This window comes from Novosphingobium sp. BL-A-41-Hi4A-0G (genome assembly GCF_055521735.1).
On sequence record NZ_CM145501.1, the window covers coordinates 2,194,734 to 2,216,790 of the forward strand.

The 22,057-nt window shown below is 62.1% G+C and carries 22 protein-coding genes; 19 read left to right on the forward strand and 3 right to left on the reverse strand.

From position 1 onward, the window contains the following. The first annotated feature begins 22 nt into the window (after window positions 1–22). The 4 genes from ACZ1JX_RS10600 (at window position 23) to ACZ1JX_RS10615 (ending at window position 4,766) form a co-directional block, all read left to right on the forward strand. Window positions 23–1,315 carry an acyl-CoA dehydrogenase family protein gene (locus ACZ1JX_RS10600; RefSeq protein WP_465123525.1) on the forward strand — a complete coding sequence of 431 codons (1,293 nt, stop codon included), beginning with the start codon at window positions 23–25 and terminating at the stop codon, window positions 1,313–1,315. A gap of 126 nt (window positions 1,316–1,441) precedes the next feature. After that, the gene (locus tag ACZ1JX_RS10605; protein ID WP_465123526.1) at window positions 1,442–2,530 is read left to right on the forward strand and encodes a Zn-dependent alcohol dehydrogenase; all 1,089 of its coding nucleotides are present in this window, start codon (window positions 1,442–1,444) and stop codon (window positions 2,528–2,530) included. After that, on the forward strand, window positions 2,527–3,603 hold the full coding sequence (locus tag ACZ1JX_RS10610; RefSeq protein ID WP_465123527.1) for a phosphotransferase family protein: 1,077 nt from the start codon (window positions 2,527–2,529) through the stop codon (window positions 3,601–3,603). The genes ACZ1JX_RS10605 and ACZ1JX_RS10610 overlap by 4 nt, the downstream gene beginning before the upstream one ends. A 377-nt stretch (window positions 3,604–3,980) precedes the next feature. After that, a complete protein-coding gene (locus tag ACZ1JX_RS10615) occupies window positions 3,981–4,766 on the forward strand; it encodes a hypothetical protein (RefSeq protein WP_465123528.1) in 786 nt (261 codons plus the stop codon). A gap of 38 nt (window positions 4,767–4,804) precedes the next feature. Here the strand turns inward: ACZ1JX_RS10615 and ACZ1JX_RS10620 are convergent, their stop codons facing one another. Next, the gene (locus ACZ1JX_RS10620) at window positions 4,805–6,178 is read right to left on the reverse strand and encodes a class II 3-deoxy-7-phosphoheptulonate synthase (protein ID WP_465123529.1); all 1,374 of its coding nucleotides are present in this window, start codon (window positions 6,176–6,178) and stop codon (window positions 4,805–4,807) included. A 196-nt stretch (window positions 6,179–6,374) separates the two neighbouring features. On the opposite strand from ACZ1JX_RS10620, the gene ACZ1JX_RS10625 reads away from it, so the two are divergent. Genes ACZ1JX_RS10625 through ACZ1JX_RS10635 form a run of 3 tightly spaced genes read left to right on the forward strand, consistent with a single transcriptional unit; the run spans window position 6,375 to window position 9,549 of the window. Beyond that, complete coding sequence (locus ACZ1JX_RS10625; RefSeq protein ID WP_465123530.1) at window positions 6,375–8,321, forward strand: Tad domain-containing protein; 1,947 nt, start codon at window positions 6,375–6,377, stop codon at window positions 8,319–8,321. Next, complete coding sequence (locus tag ACZ1JX_RS10630; protein WP_465123531.1) at window positions 8,318–8,902, forward strand: TadE/TadG family type IV pilus assembly protein; 585 nt, start codon at window positions 8,318–8,320, stop codon at window positions 8,900–8,902. The genes ACZ1JX_RS10625 and ACZ1JX_RS10630 overlap by 4 nt, the downstream gene beginning before the upstream one ends. Beyond that, a complete protein-coding gene (locus ACZ1JX_RS10635; protein ID WP_465123532.1) occupies window positions 8,899–9,549 on the forward strand; it encodes a TadE/TadG family type IV pilus assembly protein in 651 nt (216 codons plus the stop codon). The genes ACZ1JX_RS10630 and ACZ1JX_RS10635 overlap by 4 nt, the downstream gene beginning before the upstream one ends. Window positions 9,550–9,551: 2 nt before the next feature. On the opposite strand, the gene ACZ1JX_RS10640 is transcribed toward ACZ1JX_RS10635, so the two are convergent. Both ACZ1JX_RS10640 and ACZ1JX_RS10645 read right to left on the reverse strand, forming a co-directional pair. Continuing rightward, window positions 9,552–12,443 carry a M16 family metallopeptidase gene (locus ACZ1JX_RS10640; RefSeq protein WP_465123533.1) on the reverse strand — a complete coding sequence of 964 codons (2,892 nt, stop codon included), beginning with the start codon at window positions 12,441–12,443 and terminating at the stop codon, window positions 9,552–9,554. A 48-nt stretch (window positions 12,444–12,491) separates the two neighbouring features. Next, window positions 12,492–13,073: an FKBP-type peptidyl-prolyl cis-trans isomerase gene (locus ACZ1JX_RS10645; RefSeq protein ID WP_465123534.1), complete on the reverse strand. Its 582-nt coding sequence runs from the start codon at window positions 13,071–13,073 to the stop codon at window positions 12,492–12,494. Window positions 13,074–13,208: 135 nt separating this feature from the next. Here ACZ1JX_RS10645 and ACZ1JX_RS10650 point away from each other — a divergent pair, with 135 nt between their 5' ends. From ACZ1JX_RS10650 to ACZ1JX_RS10705, 12 genes are all read left to right on the forward strand, one after another. Further along, window positions 13,209–13,787 (forward strand): NifU family protein, encoded by a 579-nt coding sequence (locus ACZ1JX_RS10650; protein ID WP_144905831.1) that lies wholly within the window; start codon window positions 13,209–13,211, stop codon window positions 13,785–13,787. 10 nt (window positions 13,788–13,797) lie between these two features. Next, the gene (tsaB, locus tag ACZ1JX_RS10655) at window positions 13,798–14,415 is read left to right on the forward strand and encodes a tRNA (adenosine(37)-N6)-threonylcarbamoyltransferase complex dimerization subunit type 1 TsaB (RefSeq protein WP_465123535.1); all 618 of its coding nucleotides are present in this window, start codon (window positions 13,798–13,800) and stop codon (window positions 14,413–14,415) included. Window positions 14,416–14,436: 21 nt separating this feature from the next. Next, a complete protein-coding gene (locus ACZ1JX_RS10660) occupies window positions 14,437–14,910 on the forward strand; it encodes a GNAT family N-acetyltransferase (RefSeq protein ID WP_465123536.1) in 474 nt (157 codons plus the stop codon). 163 nt (window positions 14,911–15,073) lie between these two features. Then, entirely contained in the window at window positions 15,074–15,514 is a 441-nt protein-coding gene (locus ACZ1JX_RS10665) for a Ros/MucR family transcriptional regulator (protein WP_144905631.1), read from the forward strand. A gap of 110 nt (window positions 15,515–15,624) precedes the next feature. Continuing rightward, the gene (locus ACZ1JX_RS10670) at window positions 15,625–16,047 is read left to right on the forward strand and encodes a Fur family transcriptional regulator (protein WP_144905629.1); all 423 of its coding nucleotides are present in this window, start codon (window positions 15,625–15,627) and stop codon (window positions 16,045–16,047) included. Continuing rightward, window positions 16,031–16,804, forward strand: coding sequence for a lysophospholipid acyltransferase family protein (locus ACZ1JX_RS10675; protein ID WP_465123537.1), 774 nt, complete (start codon window positions 16,031–16,033; stop codon window positions 16,802–16,804). The genes ACZ1JX_RS10670 and ACZ1JX_RS10675 overlap by 17 nt, the downstream gene beginning before the upstream one ends. Window positions 16,805–16,838: 34 nt before the next feature. Next, window positions 16,839–18,158, forward strand: coding sequence for a tRNA (N6-isopentenyl adenosine(37)-C2)-methylthiotransferase MiaB (gene miaB, locus ACZ1JX_RS10680; protein ID WP_465123538.1), 1,320 nt, complete (start codon window positions 16,839–16,841; stop codon window positions 18,156–18,158). Window positions 18,159–18,246: 88 nt separating this feature from the next. After that, window positions 18,247–19,269: a PhoH family protein gene (locus tag ACZ1JX_RS10685; protein ID WP_465123539.1), complete on the forward strand. Its 1,023-nt coding sequence runs from the start codon at window positions 18,247–18,249 to the stop codon at window positions 19,267–19,269. After that, on the forward strand, window positions 19,266–19,769 hold the full coding sequence (gene ybeY / locus ACZ1JX_RS10690; RefSeq protein WP_465123540.1) for an rRNA maturation RNase YbeY: 504 nt from the start codon (window positions 19,266–19,268) through the stop codon (window positions 19,767–19,769). The genes ACZ1JX_RS10685 and ybeY overlap by 4 nt, the downstream gene beginning before the upstream one ends. Window positions 19,770–19,808: 39 nt before the next feature. Continuing rightward, window positions 19,809–20,762, forward strand: a complete 954-nt coding sequence (locus ACZ1JX_RS10695; protein WP_465123541.1) for a transporter associated domain-containing protein — start codon at window positions 19,809–19,811, stop codon at window positions 20,760–20,762. Window positions 20,763–20,771: 9 nt separating this feature from the next. Beyond that, on the forward strand, window positions 20,772–21,653 hold the full coding sequence (locus ACZ1JX_RS10700; protein ID WP_465123542.1) for a LysR substrate-binding domain-containing protein: 882 nt from the start codon (window positions 20,772–20,774) through the stop codon (window positions 21,651–21,653). Beyond that, on the forward strand, window positions 21,653–22,045 hold the full coding sequence (locus tag ACZ1JX_RS10705) for a hypothetical protein (RefSeq protein ID WP_465123543.1): 393 nt from the start codon (window positions 21,653–21,655) through the stop codon (window positions 22,043–22,045). The genes ACZ1JX_RS10700 and ACZ1JX_RS10705 overlap by 1 nt, the downstream gene beginning before the upstream one ends. The last annotated feature ends 12 nt before the right edge of the window (window positions 22,046–22,057 follow it).

Sequence of the window (22,057 nt, forward strand, 5' to 3'; positions counted from 1 at the left end):
CCGGGCAAGCAAGGAGAGGCCCATGGATTTCGAACCGACCGACCGCCAGAAGTACTGGCGTGACCGCGTCCGCCAGTTCATCGAAGACAACGTCCGCCCGCGCCACAAGGACTACAAGGCCGAACAGGCATCGGGTGATCGGTGGAAGGTTCTGCAGACGGTCGAGCAGGAAAAGGCCAAGGCCAAGGCTGCCGGAATCTGGAACCTGTTCATGCCGCCGCGCAATGGCGGGCATCATCACGTCGAGGACACGTTCGAGTTCGAAGGTCCGGGCCTGACCAACCTCGAATACGCGCTCTGCGCCGAGGAAATGGGCCGCATCGGCTGGGCGAGCGAAGTGTTCAACTGCTCAGCACCCGATACCGGCAACATGGAAGTGTTCCACCGTTACGGCACGCTGGAGCAGAAGGAGCGCTGGCTGCGCCCGCTGATGAATGGCGAGATCCGCTCGGCCTTCCTGATGACGGAACCAGCGGTTGCCTCCTCGGACGCAACCAACATCGAGACCTCGATCCGCCGTGAAGGCGACGAGTATGTGATCAACGGGCGCAAGTGGTGGTCATCGGGCGTGGGCGATCCGCGCTGCAAGATCGCCATCGTCATGGGCAAGACCGATTTCGAGGCGAAGCGCCACCAGCAGCAGTCAATGGTGCTGATGGAACTGGACGCGCCGGGCGTCGAGATTGTCCGTCACCTCCCGGTATTCGGCTATGACGATGCGCCGCACGGCCACATGGAAGTGGTGATGAACAATGTGCGCGTGCCCGCCTCCAACATCCTGCTGGGCGAAGGGCGCGGGTTCGAGATCGCGCAGGGTCGCCTCGGACCGGGCCGCATCCACCACTGCATGCGCACCATCGGCGTGGCCGAGGAAGCAATCGCAAAGATGGCCAAGCGCCTGCAATCGCGTATCGCGTTCGGCAAGCGCGTGGCCGACCAGTCGATCTGGGAATGGCGCATCGCGCAGGCGCGCATCGACATCGAAATGACCCGCCTGCTCTGCCTGAAGGCGGCGGACATGATGGACAAGGTCGGGAACAAGTCGGCCGCGCTGGAGATCGCGATGATCAAGGTGCAGGCTCCGAACATGGCGCTCCGGATCATCGACGATGCGATTCAGGCCCACGGCGGCGGCGGCGTTTCGGAAGACTTCGGCCTTGCCGAGGCCTATGCCCACCAGCGCACCTTGCGTCTGGCAGATGGTCCGGACGAAGTTCACGCCCGCGCGATTGCCCGCATCGAGTTCGCCCGTCATTCCGACCTGCCGTCGGGCGACAAGGGCTTCAGCTCGGGCGATCTGGGCGTGGCTCGGTGATTATCAAGCATCTTGGCTCCCCGCGAAGGCGGGGACCCAAGATGCTGTTACGGAACATCAGCATAAGCCGACTGAAGCACCCGCCTGCGCGGGTGCGCATTTTGGTTCAAAGATCTGGAGTGACCAATGAAAGCCGCAGTCCTCGTCGAACCCGGCAAGCCGCTCGAGCTTCATGACCTCACCGTCTCGAAGCCCGGCCCGCATGAAGTGCTGATCCGCACAGCGGCCTGCGGGCTATGTCATTCGGACCTCCACTTCATCGATGGTGCCTATCCGCATCCGCTTCCTGCGGTGCCCGGGCACGAAGCGGCGGGCATAGTCGAGGCGGTCGGTTCCGAAGTGCGCACGGTCAAGGTGGGGGACGCGGTGGTCACCTGTCTTTCCGCGTTCTGCGGACATTGCGAGTTCTGCGTGACCGGGCGGATGTCGCTTTGCCTTGGCGGAGACACGCGGCGCGGGGCCGGACAGCCCCCTCGCCTGACACGGACGGATGACGGCAGCACCGTCAACCAGATGCTCAACCTTTCAGCCTTTGCCGAGCAGATGCTGGTGCACGAGCATGCTTGCGTCGCGATTACGCCGGACATGCCGCTGGATCGTGCAGCCGTGATCGGTTGCGCGGTCACGACTGGCGCCGGAGCCGTATTCAACGCCGCCAAGCTTACGCCTGGCGAGACGATCTGCGTGGTGGGCTGCGGCGGGGTCGGGCTGGCGACGGTTAACGCCGCCAAGATTGCGGGGGCAGGACGGATCATCGCGGTCGATCCGATGCCCGAAAAGCGCGCGCTGGCTCTGAAGCTTGGCGCGACCGACGCGATCGACGCGGGGCCGGATGCCGCCAAGGAAATCGTCGAGATGACCAAGGGCGGCGTGCATCACGCCATCGAGGCCGTGGGCCGTCCCGCTTCGGGAGATCTTGCGGTCGCCTCGCTGCGGCGGGGCGGCACGGCCACGATCCTCGGGATGATGCCGCTGAACCACAAGGTCGGCCTCTCTGCCATGGACCTCCTGTCCGACAAGAAACTGCAGGGCGCGATCATGGGCGGCAACCACTTCCCGGTGGACCTGCCGCGTCTGGTCGACTTCTACATGCGCGGATTGCTCGATCTCGACACGATCATTGCCGAGCGAATCCCGCTTTCGGGCATCAATGAAGGCTTCGAGAAGATGAAGCAGGGCCATTCTGCCCGCTCAGTCATCGTGTTTGACCAATGAGCGAGGGGGCTATGGACGCGCAGACTGCCTTTACCGGGACAGTCGCTCCGGAGGGGGCCGACAGGCTTGACGAGGCGAGCCTGACTCGCTGGTTCGAAGAGAATGTCGAAGGCTTCGAAGGGCCGCTGAGTGTCTCTAAGTTCAAGGGTGGCCAGTCGAACCCAACCTACAAGATCGACAGTCCATCCGGCCCCTATGTCCTGCGGCGCAAACCCTTCGGAAAGTTGCTGCCTTCTGCCCATGCGGTCGACCGCGAATACAAGGTGCAGGCGGGTCTCTCGGGAACCGGGTTCCCGGTCGCGCGGCAATACGGTCTATGCACGGATGATGACGTCATCGGCTCATGGTTCTACGTGATGGGCTGCGTCGATGGGCGGACGATCTGGGATGGTGCAATGCCAGGTGCCACGCCCGCATTCCGGCGCGCAACCTATGACGAGATGGTGGATACGCTGGCGGCGTTGCATTCGGTGGATGTCGAAGCTGCAGGCCTTTCCGATTTCGGCAAGCCTGGCAACTACTTCGGCCGCCAGGTTGATCGCTGGACGAAACAGTACCGCCTTTCGGAAACCGAGACGATGCCCGAGATGGAGCGGCTGATCGAGTGGCTTCCCGCCACTCTGCCGGAGCAGACGCGTACCAGCGTGGTCCATGGCGACTATCGCATCGACAACATGATCTTCCATCCGACCGAAGCGAGAGTCGTCGCCGTGCTCGACTGGGAGCTTTCGACGCTCGGCGATCCGCTGGCGGATTTCACCTACTTCTGTACCGCCTGGGTGCAGGACAACGCCGGCCGCTCAGGGGTTCAGGACCTTGACCGCGAGGCGCTTGGCATTCCGGAGCTGGAAGACGTCGTCGCCCGCTATTGCGAAAAGACCGGACGGGACGGACTTCCAGACCTCGACTGGTACATCGCCTACAACTTCTTCCGCCTTGCCGGGATCATTCAGGGCATCAAGAAGCGCGTGATCGACGGGACTGCGTCGAGCGCGCATGCAATGGCGATGTCGGAACGGGTGCGTCCGCTGGCTGAACTTGCGCTGGACTTTGCGATGAAAGCGGGAGCCTGAAGCGCAAGTTTGTGCACTTTTGTTGCTAACTTACCAAAACAACTTGAATTTTTGGCACGTTCGACGTTGGGCATTTCCGTGCGCGCATAGTTCTGAACACGAATTTTCAGTATTTTCAGTTACTTAGATTTTATCCGTCAGCCTGTAAGCGGAAGCAGCGGCGTTAACCTTTGCAAAATATTGAAATTTCTCGATAAAAGCATTAACATCCTGACTGTACCGTGAAAGTCTGTTTGGACGTGGAAACATACTGCCGGTCGAATCTGAAGTTGCAAGGATAAGTATATCCGCATCTGATGGCAGTCCTGGGGGCGCAGCTACATTCGCGTTAGCACCGTTGAAAATGACAGAAGTGTTATTTTCCTCACAGCCGCTCGTTGCAGGAAGCAGAAACCGTGATGCTTATTGTTGCTTCAGAAAAACCGGATCCGCTCCACCTCTCTCGCTCTGGTGCGATTACTGAACCCATGGACGCCCATGACAGTCCGGACGTCAATCTTGTCGTTCGCCTGGCACTTGTGGGAGAAAGCAGTGCCTCTTCGCTTCTGCTTTGGTCAGAACTCCTGCATCGAGATATCGATATCTGCAGGGTATCAGAAAACTATCTCGCTGACATTTCACCAAATCGATTCCAATATGATGTGCTTGTCATTGCCGGAAATGATCCAAAGCGCGTAAAGCGACTGCTGCGGTATTATGCTGCGGCCATTACCGACAAGACGAAGATCGCACTTGTAAGATCGACAGGCCCAAAGGAGCGTGCGTCGCTACTGCGTGCCGGATTTGACGACGTGTTCGAACCGCGGATGCCCATTCCCGAGGCCCAGGCCCGCATGCGCGCGCATCACGCTCGACATCGCCTCGCACGAACCGGTCGCGCGAATGAACATGTGGTTGAAATGTCGACGAGCGAAAGTACCGACGCGCATTTTGCAACGCCGCCGACGGCCCGTGAGAAGGCGATGTTCGAGATGTTGCGTGCGGCGGACGGCAATGTCGTACCGATGGGGGTGCTGGCACGAGCGCTCGGATCGGACAGCGTGCTCCAGCCGTCATCGGTCAAGGTGTTCGTATCATCGCTGCGAAAGAAACTGCGCGATGGCCTCGATATCCGGAGCGACAGACAGCACGGCTATGCCTTGTACCGCGATCAGAAGCACTGAGGGGCATGCCCCCTTCTTGCGAAGGGGGCAGCAGGTCTTCAGGCTGCTTCGGCCTTGGCGCCAGCGCGCTCGGCGTTGAGCGCTTCGGCCAGAAGGAACGCCAGTTCGATCGACTGCGCTGCGTTGAGGCGCGGGTCGCAGTGGGTGTGATAGCGGTCGGCGAGGCCTTCCTGCGTGATCGCGACCGCACCGCCGGTGCATTCTGTCACGTCGCGACCGGTCATCTCGATGTGGATGCCACCAGCGTGGGTGCCCTCGGCGCGATGAACCGCGAAGAAGCCTTTCACTTCGGTCAGGATACGGTCGAACGGACGCGTCTTGTAGCCGTTGTCGGCCTTAATCACGTTGCCGTGCATCGGATCGCACGACCACACGACAGGATGGCCCTCGCGCTTCACCGCACGGACCAGCGGCGCAAGGCCCGCTTCAACCTTGTCATGCCCGAAACGGCTGATCAGAGTCATGCGCCCTGCCTCGCGGCCGGGGTTGAGCGTATCGAGCATCTTGAGCAGCGCATCAGGCGTCAGCGAGGGTCCGCACTTCATGCCGATCGGGTTCTGCACGCCACGCAGGTATTCAACGTGGCCCGAACCTTCGAAACGGGTGCGATCACCGATCCACAGCATGTGAGCGCTGGTATCGTACCACTCGCCGGTCAGGGAATCCTGGCGTGTCATGGCCTCTTCGTACTGCAACAGCAGCGCTTCGTGGCTGGTATAGAAGCTGGTGCCCTGCAGTTGCGGAACCGTACGCGGATCGACGCCACAAGCTTCCATGAAGTCGAGCGCTTCACCGATCTTGTCGGCCATTTCGGCAAACTTCGTGGCCCACGGGCTCTTGCCGATATGATCGAGCGTCCACTGGTGGACCTGGCGCAGGTTGGCATAGCCGCCCGTCGAGAACGCGCGCAGCAGATTGAGCGTTGCCGCAGCCTGGCTGTAGGCGCGCAGCATGCGCTCAGGATCGGGGATGCGCGATTCCGGGGTGAAGTCGATGCCGTTGATATTGTCGCCAAGGTAGCTCGGCAGCTCGACATCACCGATCTTCTCGACCGGCGAAGAACGCGGCTTGGCGAACTGGCCGGCCATACGCCCCACCTTCACCACCGGCTGCTTGCTGGCGAAGGTCAGCACGACGGCCATCTGCAGCAGCACGCGGAACGTGTCGCGAATGTTGTTGGGATGGAACTCGGCAAAGCTCTCGGCGCAGTCCCCGCCCTGAAGCAGGAAACCCTTGCCTGCCGCCACTTGGGCGAGATCGGCCTTCAGCGCACGGGCTTCGCCGGCAAAGACCAGCGGCGGAAAGCTCGTCAGGGTCGTCTCGACCTCATTCAGCTTTTCAGCGTCAGGATAGGTCGGCAGATGCCGTCCTTCATATCCGCGCCACGAATCCGCAGTCCAGTTCTGTGCCACTTGCTCTTCCTTTCAAGAGGCGGCCCCATACGCCCGGCGCGCAAGAAATGCAAAGGAAGGGTTGCGTTCACGGCAATCGAACTTCCCGATGAGGGAGAACGGGCAGGCTAAGGAGCTTTCCCTATCGGCTGCATGAGAATGTCTTGGTGGACGGGCGGTTAACCCTGCACTTCCACCATAGGCTCTCTCGGTCCCGATGCTTGCCCTTCGTCGTCTTCTGACCGCTCTTGCCCGAAGCCGGACGGGAAACATCCTTCCGCTTTCGGCGATGGCGATTTTCGCGGTGGCCGCATTGATTGGGGGGGCCATCGACATAAGCCGCGCCTGGCGTACGCAGACGAGACTGCAGGCGGCGTGTGACGCTGGCGTTCTGGCCGGACGTCGAGGAGTAACGACCAGCGGTTTCGACGCGGCAGCCAAGACCCAGGCCGAAAACTACTTCTTCGCGAACTTCGATGAGGCGCATCAGGATTCGCACGATACCACCTTCGTGCCGTCATCGGCGGACAAGGGCGGTACAATCGACGCAGTGGCGACAACATCTCTCCCCCCGTTGATGATGCAGTTGTTCGGGTTTCCCGGGTTTGACTTGAGCGTTCGCTGCACCGCCTCCATGGGCGTGGGCAACAGCGACATCATGATGGTGCTCGACACGACAGGATCGATGGGCTGGCAGCTCGCAGGCAGCACGCAGACGAGGATCGAGGCGTTGCGGGTCGCGATGAAGAATTTCTACAGCACGGTCGAAAACGCCTTGTCGGGCACAAATGCCCGTGTCCGCTACGGATTCGTGCCCTACAGCTCCACTGTGAACGTCGGCGCACTCCTGCGCAATCTGGACCCCGGCTACCTTGTCGACAGTTGGACGATCCAGTCACGGCAGGCAGTTTACCGGACCGTTCAGACCGTGAGCGGATACGGCGCTCCCACTCGCACGACAGGAAGTGGCACCAGCACGACGACTTTCGGCAACTATTCGAGCTTCGGAAACACACGATACAACAACCAGAACCAATGCAATGCTGCCAGACCGGCGAATACGGCATGGGCGAACAACGGCGCTGCATCCACATCAGCCCCGGTCACCACGATCAACGGTTCAGGCCAAAGGGTGACGACCACAACCACCACCCAGCCTCAACGCATGACCGAGTATGCTTGCACGTCTTCGGGCGGTTCAGGTTGGGGCATCATCTGGCGCTACGCCTTCCGTGACCAGTACGCCTACACATACGACACCGAAAACCCGGTCTACACCAGTTCGCAAGTATTCGACCGGTGGGACTATCGACCGGTCACCTACGACACCAGCCGCTTCAAGAACTTCGAAGCCGTCTCGACCCCGACGGGTGACAACGGCACTGCGGTTTCGTCAACGTGGAGAGGTTGCATCGAGGAACGCTCGACCGTTTCGGAGCCGAGCTTTACCTGGTCCTTGCTGGGCGGTTTTGCTCCAGCAGGGGCGCAAGACCTCGAGATCGACCTTGCCCCCGATAGCTCAACGCAAAGCAAGTGGGCACCGATGTGGCCAAATGTCGCTTATATCCGAACGGTGACCTACGGCGGCGTTGTCTACATGAACAGCGCGATGCCATCGCCAACCGGGCAGCAAGCTGCGTCGTCCTGCCCAACTGCGGCACGATTGCTCGCGACGATGAACAGTAGCGCTTTCAACGCCTTCGCAGACTCGCTGGTCCCCGCTGGGGCCACGTATCACGACATCGGGATGGTTTGGGGCGCACGCCTTTCATCGCCGGACGGCCTGTGGTCGAGCAATGTCCGCGAGCCTCCGGCGAACGGCGGTGAAGTTTCAAGGCACATGATCTTCATGACCGACGGCGAGATGGCGCCGAGCTATTCTGTCCAGTCGGCCTGGGGGATCGAGTATCATGACCGGCGGGTCACCGACGATGGCTACAGCGAGGATACCTCGCGTCACAACTCACGGTTTCTGGCACTTTGCGAGGCGGTAAAGGCCAAGGGCATCCGGGTGTGGGTCATTGCCTTTGCCCAAGCCATGACGCCTGAACTGCAGGCATGCTCATCTACCGACAGCGCCTTCACCGCCGCCAATGCAAGCCAGTTGGACGCTGCCTTCCAGGCCATCGCCAAGCAGGTTGGCGAACTGCGGGTAGTACAATGATCGTTCGCCAACTCATCGCCGACCGGGAAGGCGCGACGATCGTCGAGTTTGCCATCGTCGTGCCGCTGTTTCTGATGCTACTCATCGGCATCATGGACGTGGGCCAGATGGTCTATGGCAAGTCTGTGCTGACCGGGGCAGTCCACCGCGCAGCCCGCAACGCATCGCTGGAAACACGCAACACGAATGAAGCCGATGCTTCCGTTCTAGAGGCCATCCGACCAGTTCTGCCGGGTGTGACGATCAAGACCAGCCGCACAAGCTATTACGATTTTGCCGACGTGGGCCGTGCGGAAAAGTGGAACGACAAGAACGCGAACGCAGTGTGCGACGCGGGCGAGACCTTTACCGATGAGAACCGCAACGGCCAGTGGGATCAGGATATCGGGCAGAAGGACAGTTCCGGCTCTACCAACGACGTGGTCGTCTACGAGGTCACCGCTACTTTCAATCCGGTCTTTCAGGTGCCGCTGCTGCCGAAACTCTGGGGTGAGCGAACTCTTACGGCGACGGCCGTTACCAAGAACCAGCCTTTCGGCAACCAGACGAGTTACGGGGCTACTGCGGGGAGTTGTCCGTGAACCGGGCCGCCAACCTGCTGCGCGCGCTCGTCAATCAGCGCGATGCCGTGTCGACGACGGAATTCGCGCTGGTCGTCCCCCTGTTCATGATTCTGGGCATGTATGGCGCAGAGATTGCCTGGATGAACGCGGCGGCGATGGAAGCCAGCCAGGTCGCGTTGGCACTTGCCGACAATGCCTCGCGGCTTGGCCAGACCGACAACAGCGGCGTCACTCCGACCATAACCACAAGCGACGTAGAATCGGTATTGAAAGGCGCGCTTGCTGAAGGTGAGAACATCTCGCTGGCGGACAACGGGCGCGTCATTCTTTCAAGTCTGGAGGTCCACCCGGTGACTGGGCGTCAGTATGTTCACTGGCAGCAGTGCATGGGTGCGGGAAGGCAGAACTCGTCCCACGGCAAACCCGATCTGACCGGCAGTGCTTTGGCAAAGATTGCCCCCGGCATCACTCTGGGAGGCAGGACGATCACCTCGCCGAACAAGAGTGCGGTCATGGTGGCCGAAGTCTGGTACCAATACCACGGTCTGTTCGGAACGATGTTCGTCAAGCCTATCACCATCCACGAGCAGGCTGCGGTCATCGCACGCGATGACCGCAACGTCGGGCCGGGCCTGAGTGGTACGAACGCCCGAATTGGTTGCTAGGGTCAGCGTTTTTCGGGGACGACTTCCAGACGCCAGCTCTTGTCGGCCTTCAGGTACTTCTGCGCCAGCACCTGCATTCGCTCGGGCGTGGTCTGGCTGTAGTCGTTGAGGATCGTGCGGATCGCGGCGATCTTGCGGGGATCGTATGCAGCGCCTTCCAACTGGAACATGTAGAAGCCGTTGCCGGTGCTGGCGCGCGTGATCAGCTGCTTCAACGGCTCGGTCACGCGGGCGATCTCGTCTGCAGTCGGCGGCGTGGCGGCAAGATCGGTGGCGATCTTGTCGGCCGAGGCGAAGAACGTATCGAAATCGCCCGGACGCAGCTGGACCATGGCCGAGATGTAGCCACCGGACGGCAGGTCCAGCGGCCAGCTCGACCCCACTTGCGGCGCATAGCTTGCCCCCACCTTCTCGCGCATCGCATCGAACAGGCGGTTGTTGAAGATCTGGGCAAGAATCTCGAGCTGGCGACTTTCGCGCACGCCCGCCTGCCCCCCGCCCGTCGGCCATGCCACGACGGCTGCCGCCTGCGAAGGATCGCCGCGATGGGTCAGCACGAGCGGCTCGACATTATGAGCTGGAATGTTCGGTGCGAGCGTCTCCGCCGTTGCTGGAGCTCTGGCCGGAAGGGCGCCGAAAGTCTTCTCCAGCGCAGCAAGCGCCTGCTCGCGGGTAAAATCGCCGAACATGTCGATCTCGATCGGCCCCTGCGACAGCAACGGCTCCCAGGTCTTGCGGAAGCCTTCAGGCGTAACGCGTTCAAGCTCAGCCGGATTGGGCGTGGCATAACGCGGATCGCCATCGCGCAGCAGCCATGTGAGATCGCGGTTCAGCACTGCCGTGGGCGAGGAATTATAGCTCTCGTACTGCAGCTTGGCCGCGGCCTTGGCACGCAGCACCGGGTTTGCATCCCAACGCGGCATGCCAAGCTTCGCTGCCATCAGGTAGAGCTGGTCGGCCAAGTCGGCAGGACGGGTGTCTGCAGAAAGCACGAAAGCGGTATCGTCGATGTTGAAATCGAGGCTGAGCTTGCGCCCGGTGGCAAGCCGGTCAAGGTCGTCGCGCCCCAGCGTGCCGATGCCGCTGTCCATCAGTGCGACTTCGCCAAGCGGGCCATAGACAGCGTCCTGCGGCTGGATCGCGGAGTAACCACCGCCGAAGCGCGCCTTGACGATGATCCGTCCGGGTTCTGCATCGTTGGGCCAGAGCAGCACTCTTACGCCGTTCGATAGCACGATCTGTTCGATGCCGAGCAGGCCGATCGGACGAACCGTGGCAACAGTGCCCGGCGTACCGACGGGCGGCAGATCGGAGAACTTGAGCGCATTTGCCGCAACGCGGCTCTCGGACGCAGCCTTGACTGGCGCCGTGAGCGTCGCGCGCAATGAAGCCTCGTCAGCCTCACCCGCCTTGGGCGTGATCATCATCGGGCGGATCACCGTGCCCTGGAACAGGCTGCGGGTGTGGTCGAGCACGGCTTGCGGCTTGAACAGCGGGATCGAGCGCCGGAAGATGTCATAGACTGTATCGGGGTTTGCCACCGTCTCGCGGATGTCGACTGCGTTGACGATGTCGTCAGCGGCCTTCGATCCGGCGATGGTCGACTGCGTCTCAACCGAAACTTTGAACGCCACCTCGAACTCGGCGACTTCGCGGTCGATCTCCTCCTGCGACGGCGGGGTGGCCAACGCATCGGCAATGACCGAGCGAACGTCGGTGACGGCACTCTTCCAGTCTTCGCTCAGCGGGGTGACGGTCACGATCGTGGCGTCGGCAGAGCGCGACAGCTCCTGCTTCATTTCGTCGACCGAGGCGACGAGATAGCTGCCGCCGCCACGCGCACGTGCCTCGAGTCGTCGATTGATCAAGGCCAGGGCCAGCCGATCTACCATCAGCCCCTGATTGTAGACGATCGTGTCGTTAACCTTCTTCCAAGGCCGCAGGATCGCCCAGTTCACCAGACGCGGCAGGTCCGGTTCGACCAGCACCTTGGCTTCGCCGACGGGATTCTTCGGATCGATGCCAGCAGGCGCGATGGGCTTGCCGAAATCGGGCTGGAGCGGCTTCTTGCCCTTGGCCTTCCAGCCGCCGAACCACTGCTCGATCCGCGCGACAAGTGCAGCCGGGTCCGCGTCGCCAGCGACGACGATCACAGTGTTGTCAGGGCGATACCACTTGTCGTGGAAGGCCTTTACTGCCGCTGCATTGGCGGCTTCCAGCGTTTCGACCGTGCCAATAGGATTGCGCGAAGCCAGAAGCTGGCCCTTGAAGAACAGGTCCCGCGTCTGGTCCAGCACGCGCGATTGGGGGCTGGTCCGCTCGCGCATCTCGGCAAGCACGATCGGCACTTCGGTCTTCACGCCATGATCGGTGAAGATCGGCGCGGTGACCATGCCGGAGAGCAGCTTGAAGGTTTCGTCGAGCTTGTCCGAAGTGGCGTTGGGGATATCGAGCTTGTAGACCGTCTGTGTCGGGCTGGTCTCGGCATTGGTATCGCTGCCGAACGTCGCGCCAAGGCGCTGCCAGGTCGGAATCGTCTCGCCTTCCTTGAGGTACTTCGATTCCCGGAAGGTGAGGTGCTCGATCAGATGGGCATAGCCGCGCTGCGGCTCGGTCTCGTACATCGAGCCTGCATCGACCAGCACGCGGATCGAGACCTGATCGGGGGGCACGCCGTTATGGGAAACGGCATAGCGGATACCGTTTGGCAAAACGCCGAACGTCCACGCCTTGTCTTGCGGAACGTCAGAGCCCTTGTAGAGCCAGGGCACCGCCGACTTCGCCGCGGCAACAGGGGCCTTGGCAGGAGCCTCGGCGACAACCGGCGCCGCCGAGACCAGCAGGAGGGAAAGGAACAGGCCGAAGCGCCGGGCGCGCATGTTACGGGATTGCATCGCCCGACTATAGGAAGCCTTCGGATGAAGGACCAGTGAATAGACCCGTTACTGTTGCGGTGCTGACTGAGCAGGTTGGGCTGGCTGTGAAGCCGCTTGCGCCGCGCGCATCGCTTCGACTTCGGCGGCGGTCTTGAAGTCGACCAGTTCGACCTGGAACACCAGATCGGCATTGGGACCGATCGGACCTGAACCTTCCGCGCCGTAGCCCAGCGCGGCAGGAACGCACAGGCGCATCGTGCTGCCCTTGGCCGTCAGCTGCAGGCCTTCGGAAAAGCCGGGGATAACGCCATCCACCGGGAATGCGGCCTGCATGCCCTGATCAAATACCTCGCCGTTGGCAGCAAGATAGCCAACATAATTCACCAGCGCGTAGTCGCCCTTGGCAGGCTTGGCTCCGGCCGCTGCCTTGAGCACCATCGTGCCGAGGCCGCTGGCCGTCCTGGCCAAGCACAGGCGCTGCGCAGGCGCAACCACAGGGTTCAGGGGCATCGGAATGGCCACGGCCGACGGCGCAACCGGCTTTGGAGCGGGCTTTGCCGGAGGAGCGGCCAAGGCCAACGGTGCGCTTGCGGCGCAGAGGAACAGGGCGGGTGCGAGGCGGCTCAGCGCGCGTGCGGTCTTGATCATGTCACTGCCTTAGCGACCGACCGCAACTTGCGCCATGCACCCTTTGGCCGAAAATGCTCGCAATAAGCCCGCGCCCCCGTGAAACCCGACCTTTCCGACCCTTGACCAGCCCCGTGACGGCCCTACATGCGAATCATGTTCATCGAGACCGAAACCACGCCGAACCCGGCCACGCTCAAGTTCCTTCCTGGCGAGCAGGTCATGGCCACCGGCACGCGCGAGTTCACCTCGCCCGAAGCTGCCGAAGCCTCGCCGCTGGCGCAGGCTCTGTTTGATCTGGGCGACGTGACCGGCGTTCTTTTCGGCCGTGATTTCGTGGCGGTGACGGCGGCGCCCGGCGTCGAGTGGGCCAGCCTTAAGCCACAGGTGCTCTCGATCCTGCTTGACCACTTCGTATCGCAGGCTCCCCTGTTCACCGGCGGCACGGCAGCCGGGATCGCAGTCCCCGCCGAGGCCGACGAACGGTTTGACGACGATCCGGCCGATGCCGACGTGATCGAGCAGATCAAGGACCTGATCGAAACCCGCGTCCGGCCCGCAGTCGCCAACGATGGCGGTGACATCATCTACCGCGGCTTCCGCGAAGGTGTGGTCTATCTGCAGATGCAGGGTGCCTGCTCAGGCTGCCCGTCTTCCACCGCGACGCTGAAGAACGGGATCGAGAGCCTCTTGAAGCACTACGTCCCCGAAGTCAGCGAAGTACGCGCTGCCTGATCGCGCGCCCATGCGCAAACTCGTCATCGACTGCGCGACCGAGGCATGTTCCGTCGCGCTGATCGAGAATGGTTCGCTGTTGGCGGGCACATACACCGTTCTGGGCCGCGGTCACGCCGAACGCCTCGTCCCGATGATCGCGGAACTGCCGGACAAGGGGCACGCGGGGATCATCGCCGTCGACATTGGCCCCGGCAGCTTTACCGGCATTCGCGTTGGCCTTGCCGCCGCCCGCGCACTGACGCTTGCCTGGGGCGCGCGGCTCGAGGGCTTCGAAAGCCTTCGCCTCGTCGCAGCCATGGCATCGGCAGAGCATCCCGGCCATCCGGTGGATGTGTGTATGACAGGCGGCCATGGTGAATGGTTCTTCCAGCCCTTTGCCCAGGACGGCACGCCGCTCGCGCCGCTCGCGTCCTTGACGCCTCAAGCGGCCATCGAACGCTCGTCAGCCCCGGTCGTGGCCGGTAGCCAGGCGCTTGCACTGACCGCGCGTCGACCTGACGCCATCGCTCTGGACTTGCGTCCCGACGCGCGCTGCGCCTCGCTGCTTGCAACCAGTGCTTTCCATGATGACCCCCGGCCCAGCTACGGCCGCGCTCCGGATGCGCGGCTTCCGTCGGCGGCCTGAACCCCTATCCCACGAGAAGCCATGGCCCTTCCAGCCGACGATATCGACCGGATCATGGCGGTCATGGAGCAGGCCTTTCCGGCCGAGTTCGGCGAGGCCTGGAATCGCAGGCAGGTCAGCGATGCACTGTTACTAGGTAATTGTCGCTATGGCCTGATTTCACCAGATGGATCTGAGGACTGCGAAGATTGCTCTGAAACGGCTGGTTTCTTCATGAGCCGTGCCGTTTTGGATGAAGAGGAACTACTACTTTTCGCAATTGCTCCTCAATATCGTCGGAGAGGACTAGGTCACAAGCTGCTTGAGAAGTTCATTTCCACCGCGAGATCCAGCGGAATGAGTCGGGTTTTCCTTGAGATGCGCCGTGAAAATCCCGCGGGATTTCTGTATGCTGCACACGGCTTCAGGGAAATCGGGTTAAGACCCGCTTACTATCGTACGCCTGGTGGTGCCCGGATCGACGCGATCAGTCAGGAACTGACTTTCGACGATTGATCGGATACTTGCGGTAACGCTGCCGAAGCCTTGACGGATTAAAATTCTGTCATCGAAAAGGTTGTATCCGGCCGTGATTGGACTATAGATGGTGATCTGGATCACCAAGCAAGTTATCAGTCCCTTCGAGTCCGTACACGATCAAAACAGAAAGCTGTTCGCAATGAGTGAAATTCAGAATGATATGCGGGAGACCCTGATCACGCTGACGTCGGACATCGTCGCGGCGCACGTAAGCAACAACAGCGTTGCCGTCAGCGACCTCCCCACGCTCATCTCCAACGTCTATACCGCGCTGGCCGGCCTCGAAAAGCCGGTGGTTGCTGAAGAGCCTGCGCCAGAGCCTGCGGTTTCGATCCGCTCGTCTATCAAGAACGATCACATCGTCTGCCTTGAAGACGGCAAGAAGCTGAAGATGCTCAAGCGTCACCTCGCCACGCGCTACAATATGACCCCGGATCAGTACCGCGCCCGCTGGAACCTGCCAGCCGACTATCCGATGGTCGCACCGGCCTATGCCGAAAAGCGCCGCGAACTGGCCAAGAAGATCGGCCTCGGCCGCAAGCCTGCGCCCAAGCGCGGTCGCAAGCCCGCTGCCGCCTGACATCGTCGGCTGACGCCACGAGAGCTGTGCGCAATACGTTTGCGCGCGGTTGAAGATTTGGCCCGCCGGTCTATAGATCGGCGGGCCGATCCTTTCTTGAAGAGTTCACCTTGCACCAGGCGATCGACATCGAAGCTCTTTGCGCAGAACGTGGCCTGCGCATTACGGACCAGCGCCGCACGATCGCGCGCGTCCTGTCCGAAAGCGACGATCACCCGGACGTCGAGAAGCTGCACGAGCGCGCAAGCTCGATCGACCCGCGCATTTCGATCGCCACGGTCTACCGCACCGTGCGCCTGTTCGAGGAAGCCGGCATCCTCGATCGCCATGATTTCGGTGACGGGCGTGCCCGCTATGAGGCCACGCCCGAGGCACATCACGATCATCTGATCGATGTCGAAACCGGCAAGGTGATCGAATTCGTCGATCCCGAGCTAGAACAACTCCAGCGCCAAATTGCCGAGAAGCTGGGCTATCGCCTCGTCGATCACCGCATGGAACTTTACGGCGTCAAACTTGAACGCGACGGCTGAAGTGGTGACGCGTCCGGCGTTCTCGCTGGCCGGACGACTGCGCATTGCCATGCGCCTTGGCGCGATGCTCCTGCTTCTGCTTGCGTGCGTGCCGCTCTATTACGTCTGGCGGCTCCTTCGCCTGCACAATCCCTGGCCCCGCCTGTTTCTTGGCGGCATTGCCAGCATTGCCGGAGCGCGCGTTCGGCTTTCGGGCGCCAAGGTCAAAGGCGGTGCCTTCCTGCTCTCCAACCATGTCAGCTGGCTCGACATTCCGGTGATTGCCGGGGCGAGCGGCAGTGCCTTCGTCGCGCATTCGGGTCTGGCCGATATCGGCCTGCTGAAGTGGCTGTGCGAAATGAACGATACGGTCTTTGTCGCTCGCCATGATCGCCGGTCGGTTCATGCGCAGGTGGAGATGGTGCGCGCCGCGCTCACCGATACAGGAGCTCTGACCGTATTTCCCGAAGGCACTACCAGTGACGGCAATGGTCTGTTGCCGTTCAAGTCTTCGCTGCTCTCCGCCCTCGATCCGCCACCGCCCGGAATTGCGATCCAGCCGGTATGGGTCGACTACGGCCCGGATGTTGCGGCCATGGCATGGGTCGGTGAAGAGCACGGGCTGGACAACTTTCTCAAGATCCTCGCCCGGAAGCGCGGATTGCCCGTAACTGTGCACTTCCTGCCCCCCCTGACGCTTGAGGAAACGGCCAGTCGCAAGACCATGGCTCTTGCCGCGCGTGACCGTATCCTCGCTGCGATGAGCGCGCTGCGTTAGACAAAGCGCCGCAAATCCACTATCGGCGCGGCCCATGGCCACCACCCCTGCCCCCAAGACTTTCCGCGTCAAAAGCTTCGGCTGCCAGATGAACGTCTATGACGGCGAGCGCATGTCCGAACTGCTCGCCGCCGATGGCATGTCGGCAGCAGCAGAGGGTGAAGACGCCGATCTCGTCGTGCTCAACACCTGCCACATCCGCGAGAAGGCCACCGAGAAGGTCTATTCCGACATCGGCCGTCTGCGCCGTGAAGACGGTTCGGCACCGCTGATCGCGGTGGCGGGCTGCGTGGCGCAGGCCGAGGGCGAGGAAATCATGACCCGCGCGCCGAGCGTGAAGGTCGTAGTCGGCCCGCAATCGTACCATCGCCTCCCCGAAATGGTCGCCGAAGCCGCATCCGGCAAGCGCGCCACCGAAACCGACATGCCGGCCGAGGCGAAGTTTGCCGCGCTGCCCAAGCGCCGCAAGTCTGGGCCGACCGCTTTCCTCACCGTGCAGGAAGGCTGCGACAAGTTCTGCACCTATTGCGTGGTGCCCTATACTCGCGGTGCCGAGATCAGCCGACCGTTCGCCGATCTGGTCGAAGAAGCGAAGCTGCTTGTTGCAGGAGGCGCGCGCGAGATCACGCTGCTCGGGCAGAACGTCAATGCCTGGGTCGGCGAGGATGACAAAGGCCGCGCGGTTGGACTTGATGGTTTGGCGCGTGCACTGGCTGCCGATCCCGACCTTGCCCGCATCCGCTACACCACCAGCCATCCCAACGACATGACCGACGGCCTGATTGCCGCGCACGGCGAGTTGGACAAGCTCATGCCGTTCCTGCACTTGCCGGTGCAGGCAGGCAGCGACCGCGTGCTCAAGGCGATGAACCGCAGCCACAGCGCCGAAAGTTACCTCAAGGTGCTGGAACGCATCCGCGCCGCGCGGCCGGACATCGCACTGTCGGGCGATTTCATCGTCGGTTTCCCCGGGGAAACTGATGCCGAATTCGAGGAAACGCTGCGGCTTGTCGATGCTGTCGGCTACGCGCAAGCGTTCAGCTTCAAGTATTCCCCGCGCCCGGGCACGCCTGCCGCAACAATGCCCGACCATGTGCCCGCAGCGGTGATGGATGAGCGCCTGCAACGCCTTCAGGCAGCGCTCAATCGTGACCAGCTCGCCTTCAATCAGGCAAGCATCGGCAAGACCTGCGAGGTGCTGGTCGAACGCAAGGGCAAGCACCCCGGCCAGTGGCTCGGCAAGTCGCCCTGGCTGCAATCGGTGCATTTCATGGGCGAGGCGCAGATCGGTGAGATCGTCACCGTCAAGCTCGTCGAGGCAGGCCCGAACTCGCTGGCAGGTCAACTCGTCTAATTGGGCTGTGCAAAGTATGGGCGCACGTCTTGTGCGCGCAACATCCGTTCTTATGCTCCAAAACAGGCCCCAACCCTGAAAGGAGCTCATGGCCCGGAAACTCCACCGCGCTGACGAAGCGCACCATCGCCCGGAAACGCCACACCGTCGCGCCCGGGTCGAAGTCGAGTTCGACGAACAGACCGTGCTTGGCGCGCTGTTCGGCCAGTTCGACACCAATCTCGTGCAAATCGAGAACAGGCTTGGAGTTTACATTTCCGCGCGCGGCAATCGCGTGCTGATCGAAGGGCCGGACGATGCCGTCGCCCGCGCGCGCGATGTGCTTAAGGGAATGCATCAGCGACTGCTTTCCGGTCAGGAACTGGATGCAGGTGCGGTCGAATCGCTTATCGCGATGAGCGTGGAACCAACCCTTGAGGGCATCATCACCGGTGCCCCCGGCGGTGCTCCCCCGATCATGATCCGCACGCGCAAGAAAACGATCATCCCGCGCAGCCCGACGCAGATCGAATATATGAAGGCACTGATCAGCCATGATGTGATCTTTGCGCTTGGTCCGGCAGGGACGGGCAAGACATACGTCGCGGTCGCCCAGGCGGTCGCGCAGCTCATTTCCGGGTCGGTCCAGCGGCTGATCCTGTCGCGACCGGCAGTCGAAGCGGGTGAACGGCTGGGCTTCCTTCCCGGCGACATGAAGGAAAAGGTCGATCCCTACCTGCGCCCGCTCTACGACGCGCTTTACGATTGCATGCCGCCCGAGCAGGTCGAGCGCCGCATCGCCAGCGGTGAAATCGAGATTGCGCCAATCGCTTTCATGCGCGGGCGGACGCTGGCCGATGCTTTCGTCATTCTCGACGAAGCGCAGAATACCACTCCTGCCCAGATGAAGATGTTCCTCACCCGCTTTGGCCAGAACAGCCGGATGGTGGTGTGCGGAGACCCCAAGCAGGTCGATCTTCCGGGCGGCGTCGGGGCCAGCGGCCTCAACGATGCAGTGCAGCGCCTCGAAGGCGTCGAAGGCATCGCAACGGTGCGCTTCAATACCGCAGACGTGGTGCGCCATCCGATCGTTGGCCGCATTGTCGAAGCCTATGAAGGGAAGGACGCTTGAGCGCGCCAATCCTCGAAATCGACATCGATCCGGTCTGGGGAGACGACATCGATTGGGAAGACCTCGCCAATCGGGCCGCTGAGGCAACCGGACGGATTGCCCCCGAACTCGCGCACGAGAACCTCCTCGTCAGCCTGGTCATGGCCGATGACGAGGAGGTTCATGCCCTGAACAAGCAGTGGCGGGCGAAGGACAAGCCGACCAACGTCCTGTCCTTCCCCATGCTCAGCCGCGAGGAAGTGCTACACGCGGCTCGAGACACCGATGCACCCGGCATGCTCGGCGACCTGATCCTCGCCTATGGTGTCTGCAAGCGCGAAGCGGCAGAGAAAGGCGTGAGCGTCGAAGTTCACGCGACCCATCTGGTCGTGCATGGTTTGCTCCATCTGGCGGGCTACGATCACGAACTTGGCGAGGCCGAAGCCGAGGAAATGGAGAATCTGGAGCGGAAGGTGCTTGCGCTTATGGGTATCGACGACCCATATGCGGTCGAAGACTGACCAGAGCCTCACACAGGTTCTATAAGGGGGAATACGACAGTGCCCGAGGGCAACGACTCGTCCGGCGAAGGCCGCTCGGGAGACGGAGACAGTAGCAGTCCCGCATTTTGGCGCGCGCTATGGCGCGCAATCAGGGTCTTTTTCCGAGGCCCAGACCATGACCAGTCGCTGCGCGCGCAGATCGAGGAAGCGATCGACGAGCACGAGGGAGAGGTCCATCACCACGGCAAAGGCAACGGTGACCTCGTTCCGCTCGAACGCCAGATGCTGCGTAACCTACTCCATTTCAGCGAACACGACGCCGATGACGTAGCGATCCCCCGGGGCGAGATCATCGCCATTCCGGCTGCGGCATCGTTCGAGGAACTCGTCGCCGCCTTTGCCGAGAATGGCCACAGCCGCATGCCGGTCTATGGCGAATCGCTCGACGAGATCGTGGGCATGATCCACGTGAAGGACGTCTTCGCGATCGTTGCGGGGATGCTCCTTTCCGGCAAGCAGCCGCCGAAGGACTGGACCTCGCTGATGCGCCAGCCGCTGTTCGTGCCACAGGCACGGGGCGCGCTTGACGTATTGGCCGACATGCGCAGCCGCCGTACCCACCTTGCCGTGGTGATCGACGAGTATTCAGGCACCGATGGCATCATCACCATCGAGGATCTGGTCGAGGAGATCATCGGCGAGATCGAGGACGAACATGACGATGCGCCTCAGGAACTCCTGCGCCGTATCGATCCCGACACCTGGGATGCCGATGCGCGCGCGGAGCTTGATGACGTCGCGGAAACGGTCGATCCGAGGCTTGCGGAAGTGGAAGAAGACGTGGATACGCTCGGCGGTCTTGCCGTGGTACTGGCAGGTGAAGTGCCGCCCGTCGGGCGCGTGCTCGAACATGCCAGCGGATGGCGTCTGGAAGTGACGGGAGGTGACGAACGTCGCCTCACCCGCCTCAGGCTCCACGCGCCACAGGCCACGGCAACTGAAGCAGAATAGGACTACACGATGATCCGCCGCCTTCCCCCTTTGCGTTCGCTCGAGGCGTTCATACGCGTCGTGCGCGCAGGGTCGGCCAAGACGGCGGCGGCGGAGCTTGCGCTCAGCCCTTCGGCACTCTCTCGCCGCCTCGGCGCGCTTGAAGAGTTTGTTGGCAAGCCCATGTTCGAGCGCAAGCATCAGGCCCTGAAGCTGACCGAGGAAGGCCAGCAGCTTTACGATGCGGTCGCGCCACTGATCGATGAGATGGCTGACCGGGTCGATCGACTCATCGACACGGGCAAGGTCATGCGCCTGCGTCTCGGCGTCCTGCCGCTGTTCGGCAGCCAGCGCCTGTTCCCGCGCCTTGGCGAACTGCGCAAGCTGCACCCTCAGCTTCACATCGACATCGATTCGGGCCATTCGGCCGAAACCAAGCTGGGCGATACGATCGATGCTGCCATCGTCCTGTCAGAAGGTCCGGACGCCGCGCTCCATTCGGTCCGCCTCGACCACAACCGCGTCCACGCGATAACCTCGCGCGAACTGGCCGCAGAACTGGGCGACCGCCCCGATCTGGCCAAGCTCTCGAGACAGACGTTCCTCGTGCACAACGATCTTCCGGCAAGCTTCGAGGCTTGGAAGAAAGCGCTCCATCTCGAGAAGATGGAACCGGCTGCAATCGACCATTTCGATTCGGGTCAGCTGATCCTCGAGGCGGCGGCCCAAGGCCTCGGCATCGCGATCATGCACGATGACCACTATCATCGCAGCCACGATTCACGCCTTGCACGGCTTTACGACATCGACGTCGACAGCCCCTATTCCTACTGGTTCGTCTGCCGTCCACGCGCGCTGCAATCGCGACCGGTGCGGCTTTTCCACGACTGGATGCTGAAAGCAGGACTTTAATGCGCCGCCGCGCCATTGCGGTGAAGATCCACTGCCCGATCGCCGCTGAAACCCTCGCCGGCCTGATGACCGGAGACGAAGCCGCGTTGGAGCGCGATGCCACCGCCGCTGCGATCCTGGCGGTGATCCGCGCCGACAACCCGCTCGGCGATTTCGGCCTCTACAAGGGCGTTTGCGAGATCGCGCCCGGTTGGGAAAGCTTTCGCCCCGGTCCCGATGCCAGGCCCACGCTAGGCACATCGGGCGAACGCAGCCTGTCCCCCACCGCGATCCTGACCACTTACGCAGATGCCCAAGCGGACATCTCCGCAGCGCTTGCGGCGCTCATGGCTGCACACCCGTGGGAAGTCCCGGTAATCGAACTGTCGGAAGTCGACCTGCTGGTCCGTTAGCGCGCTAGCGCA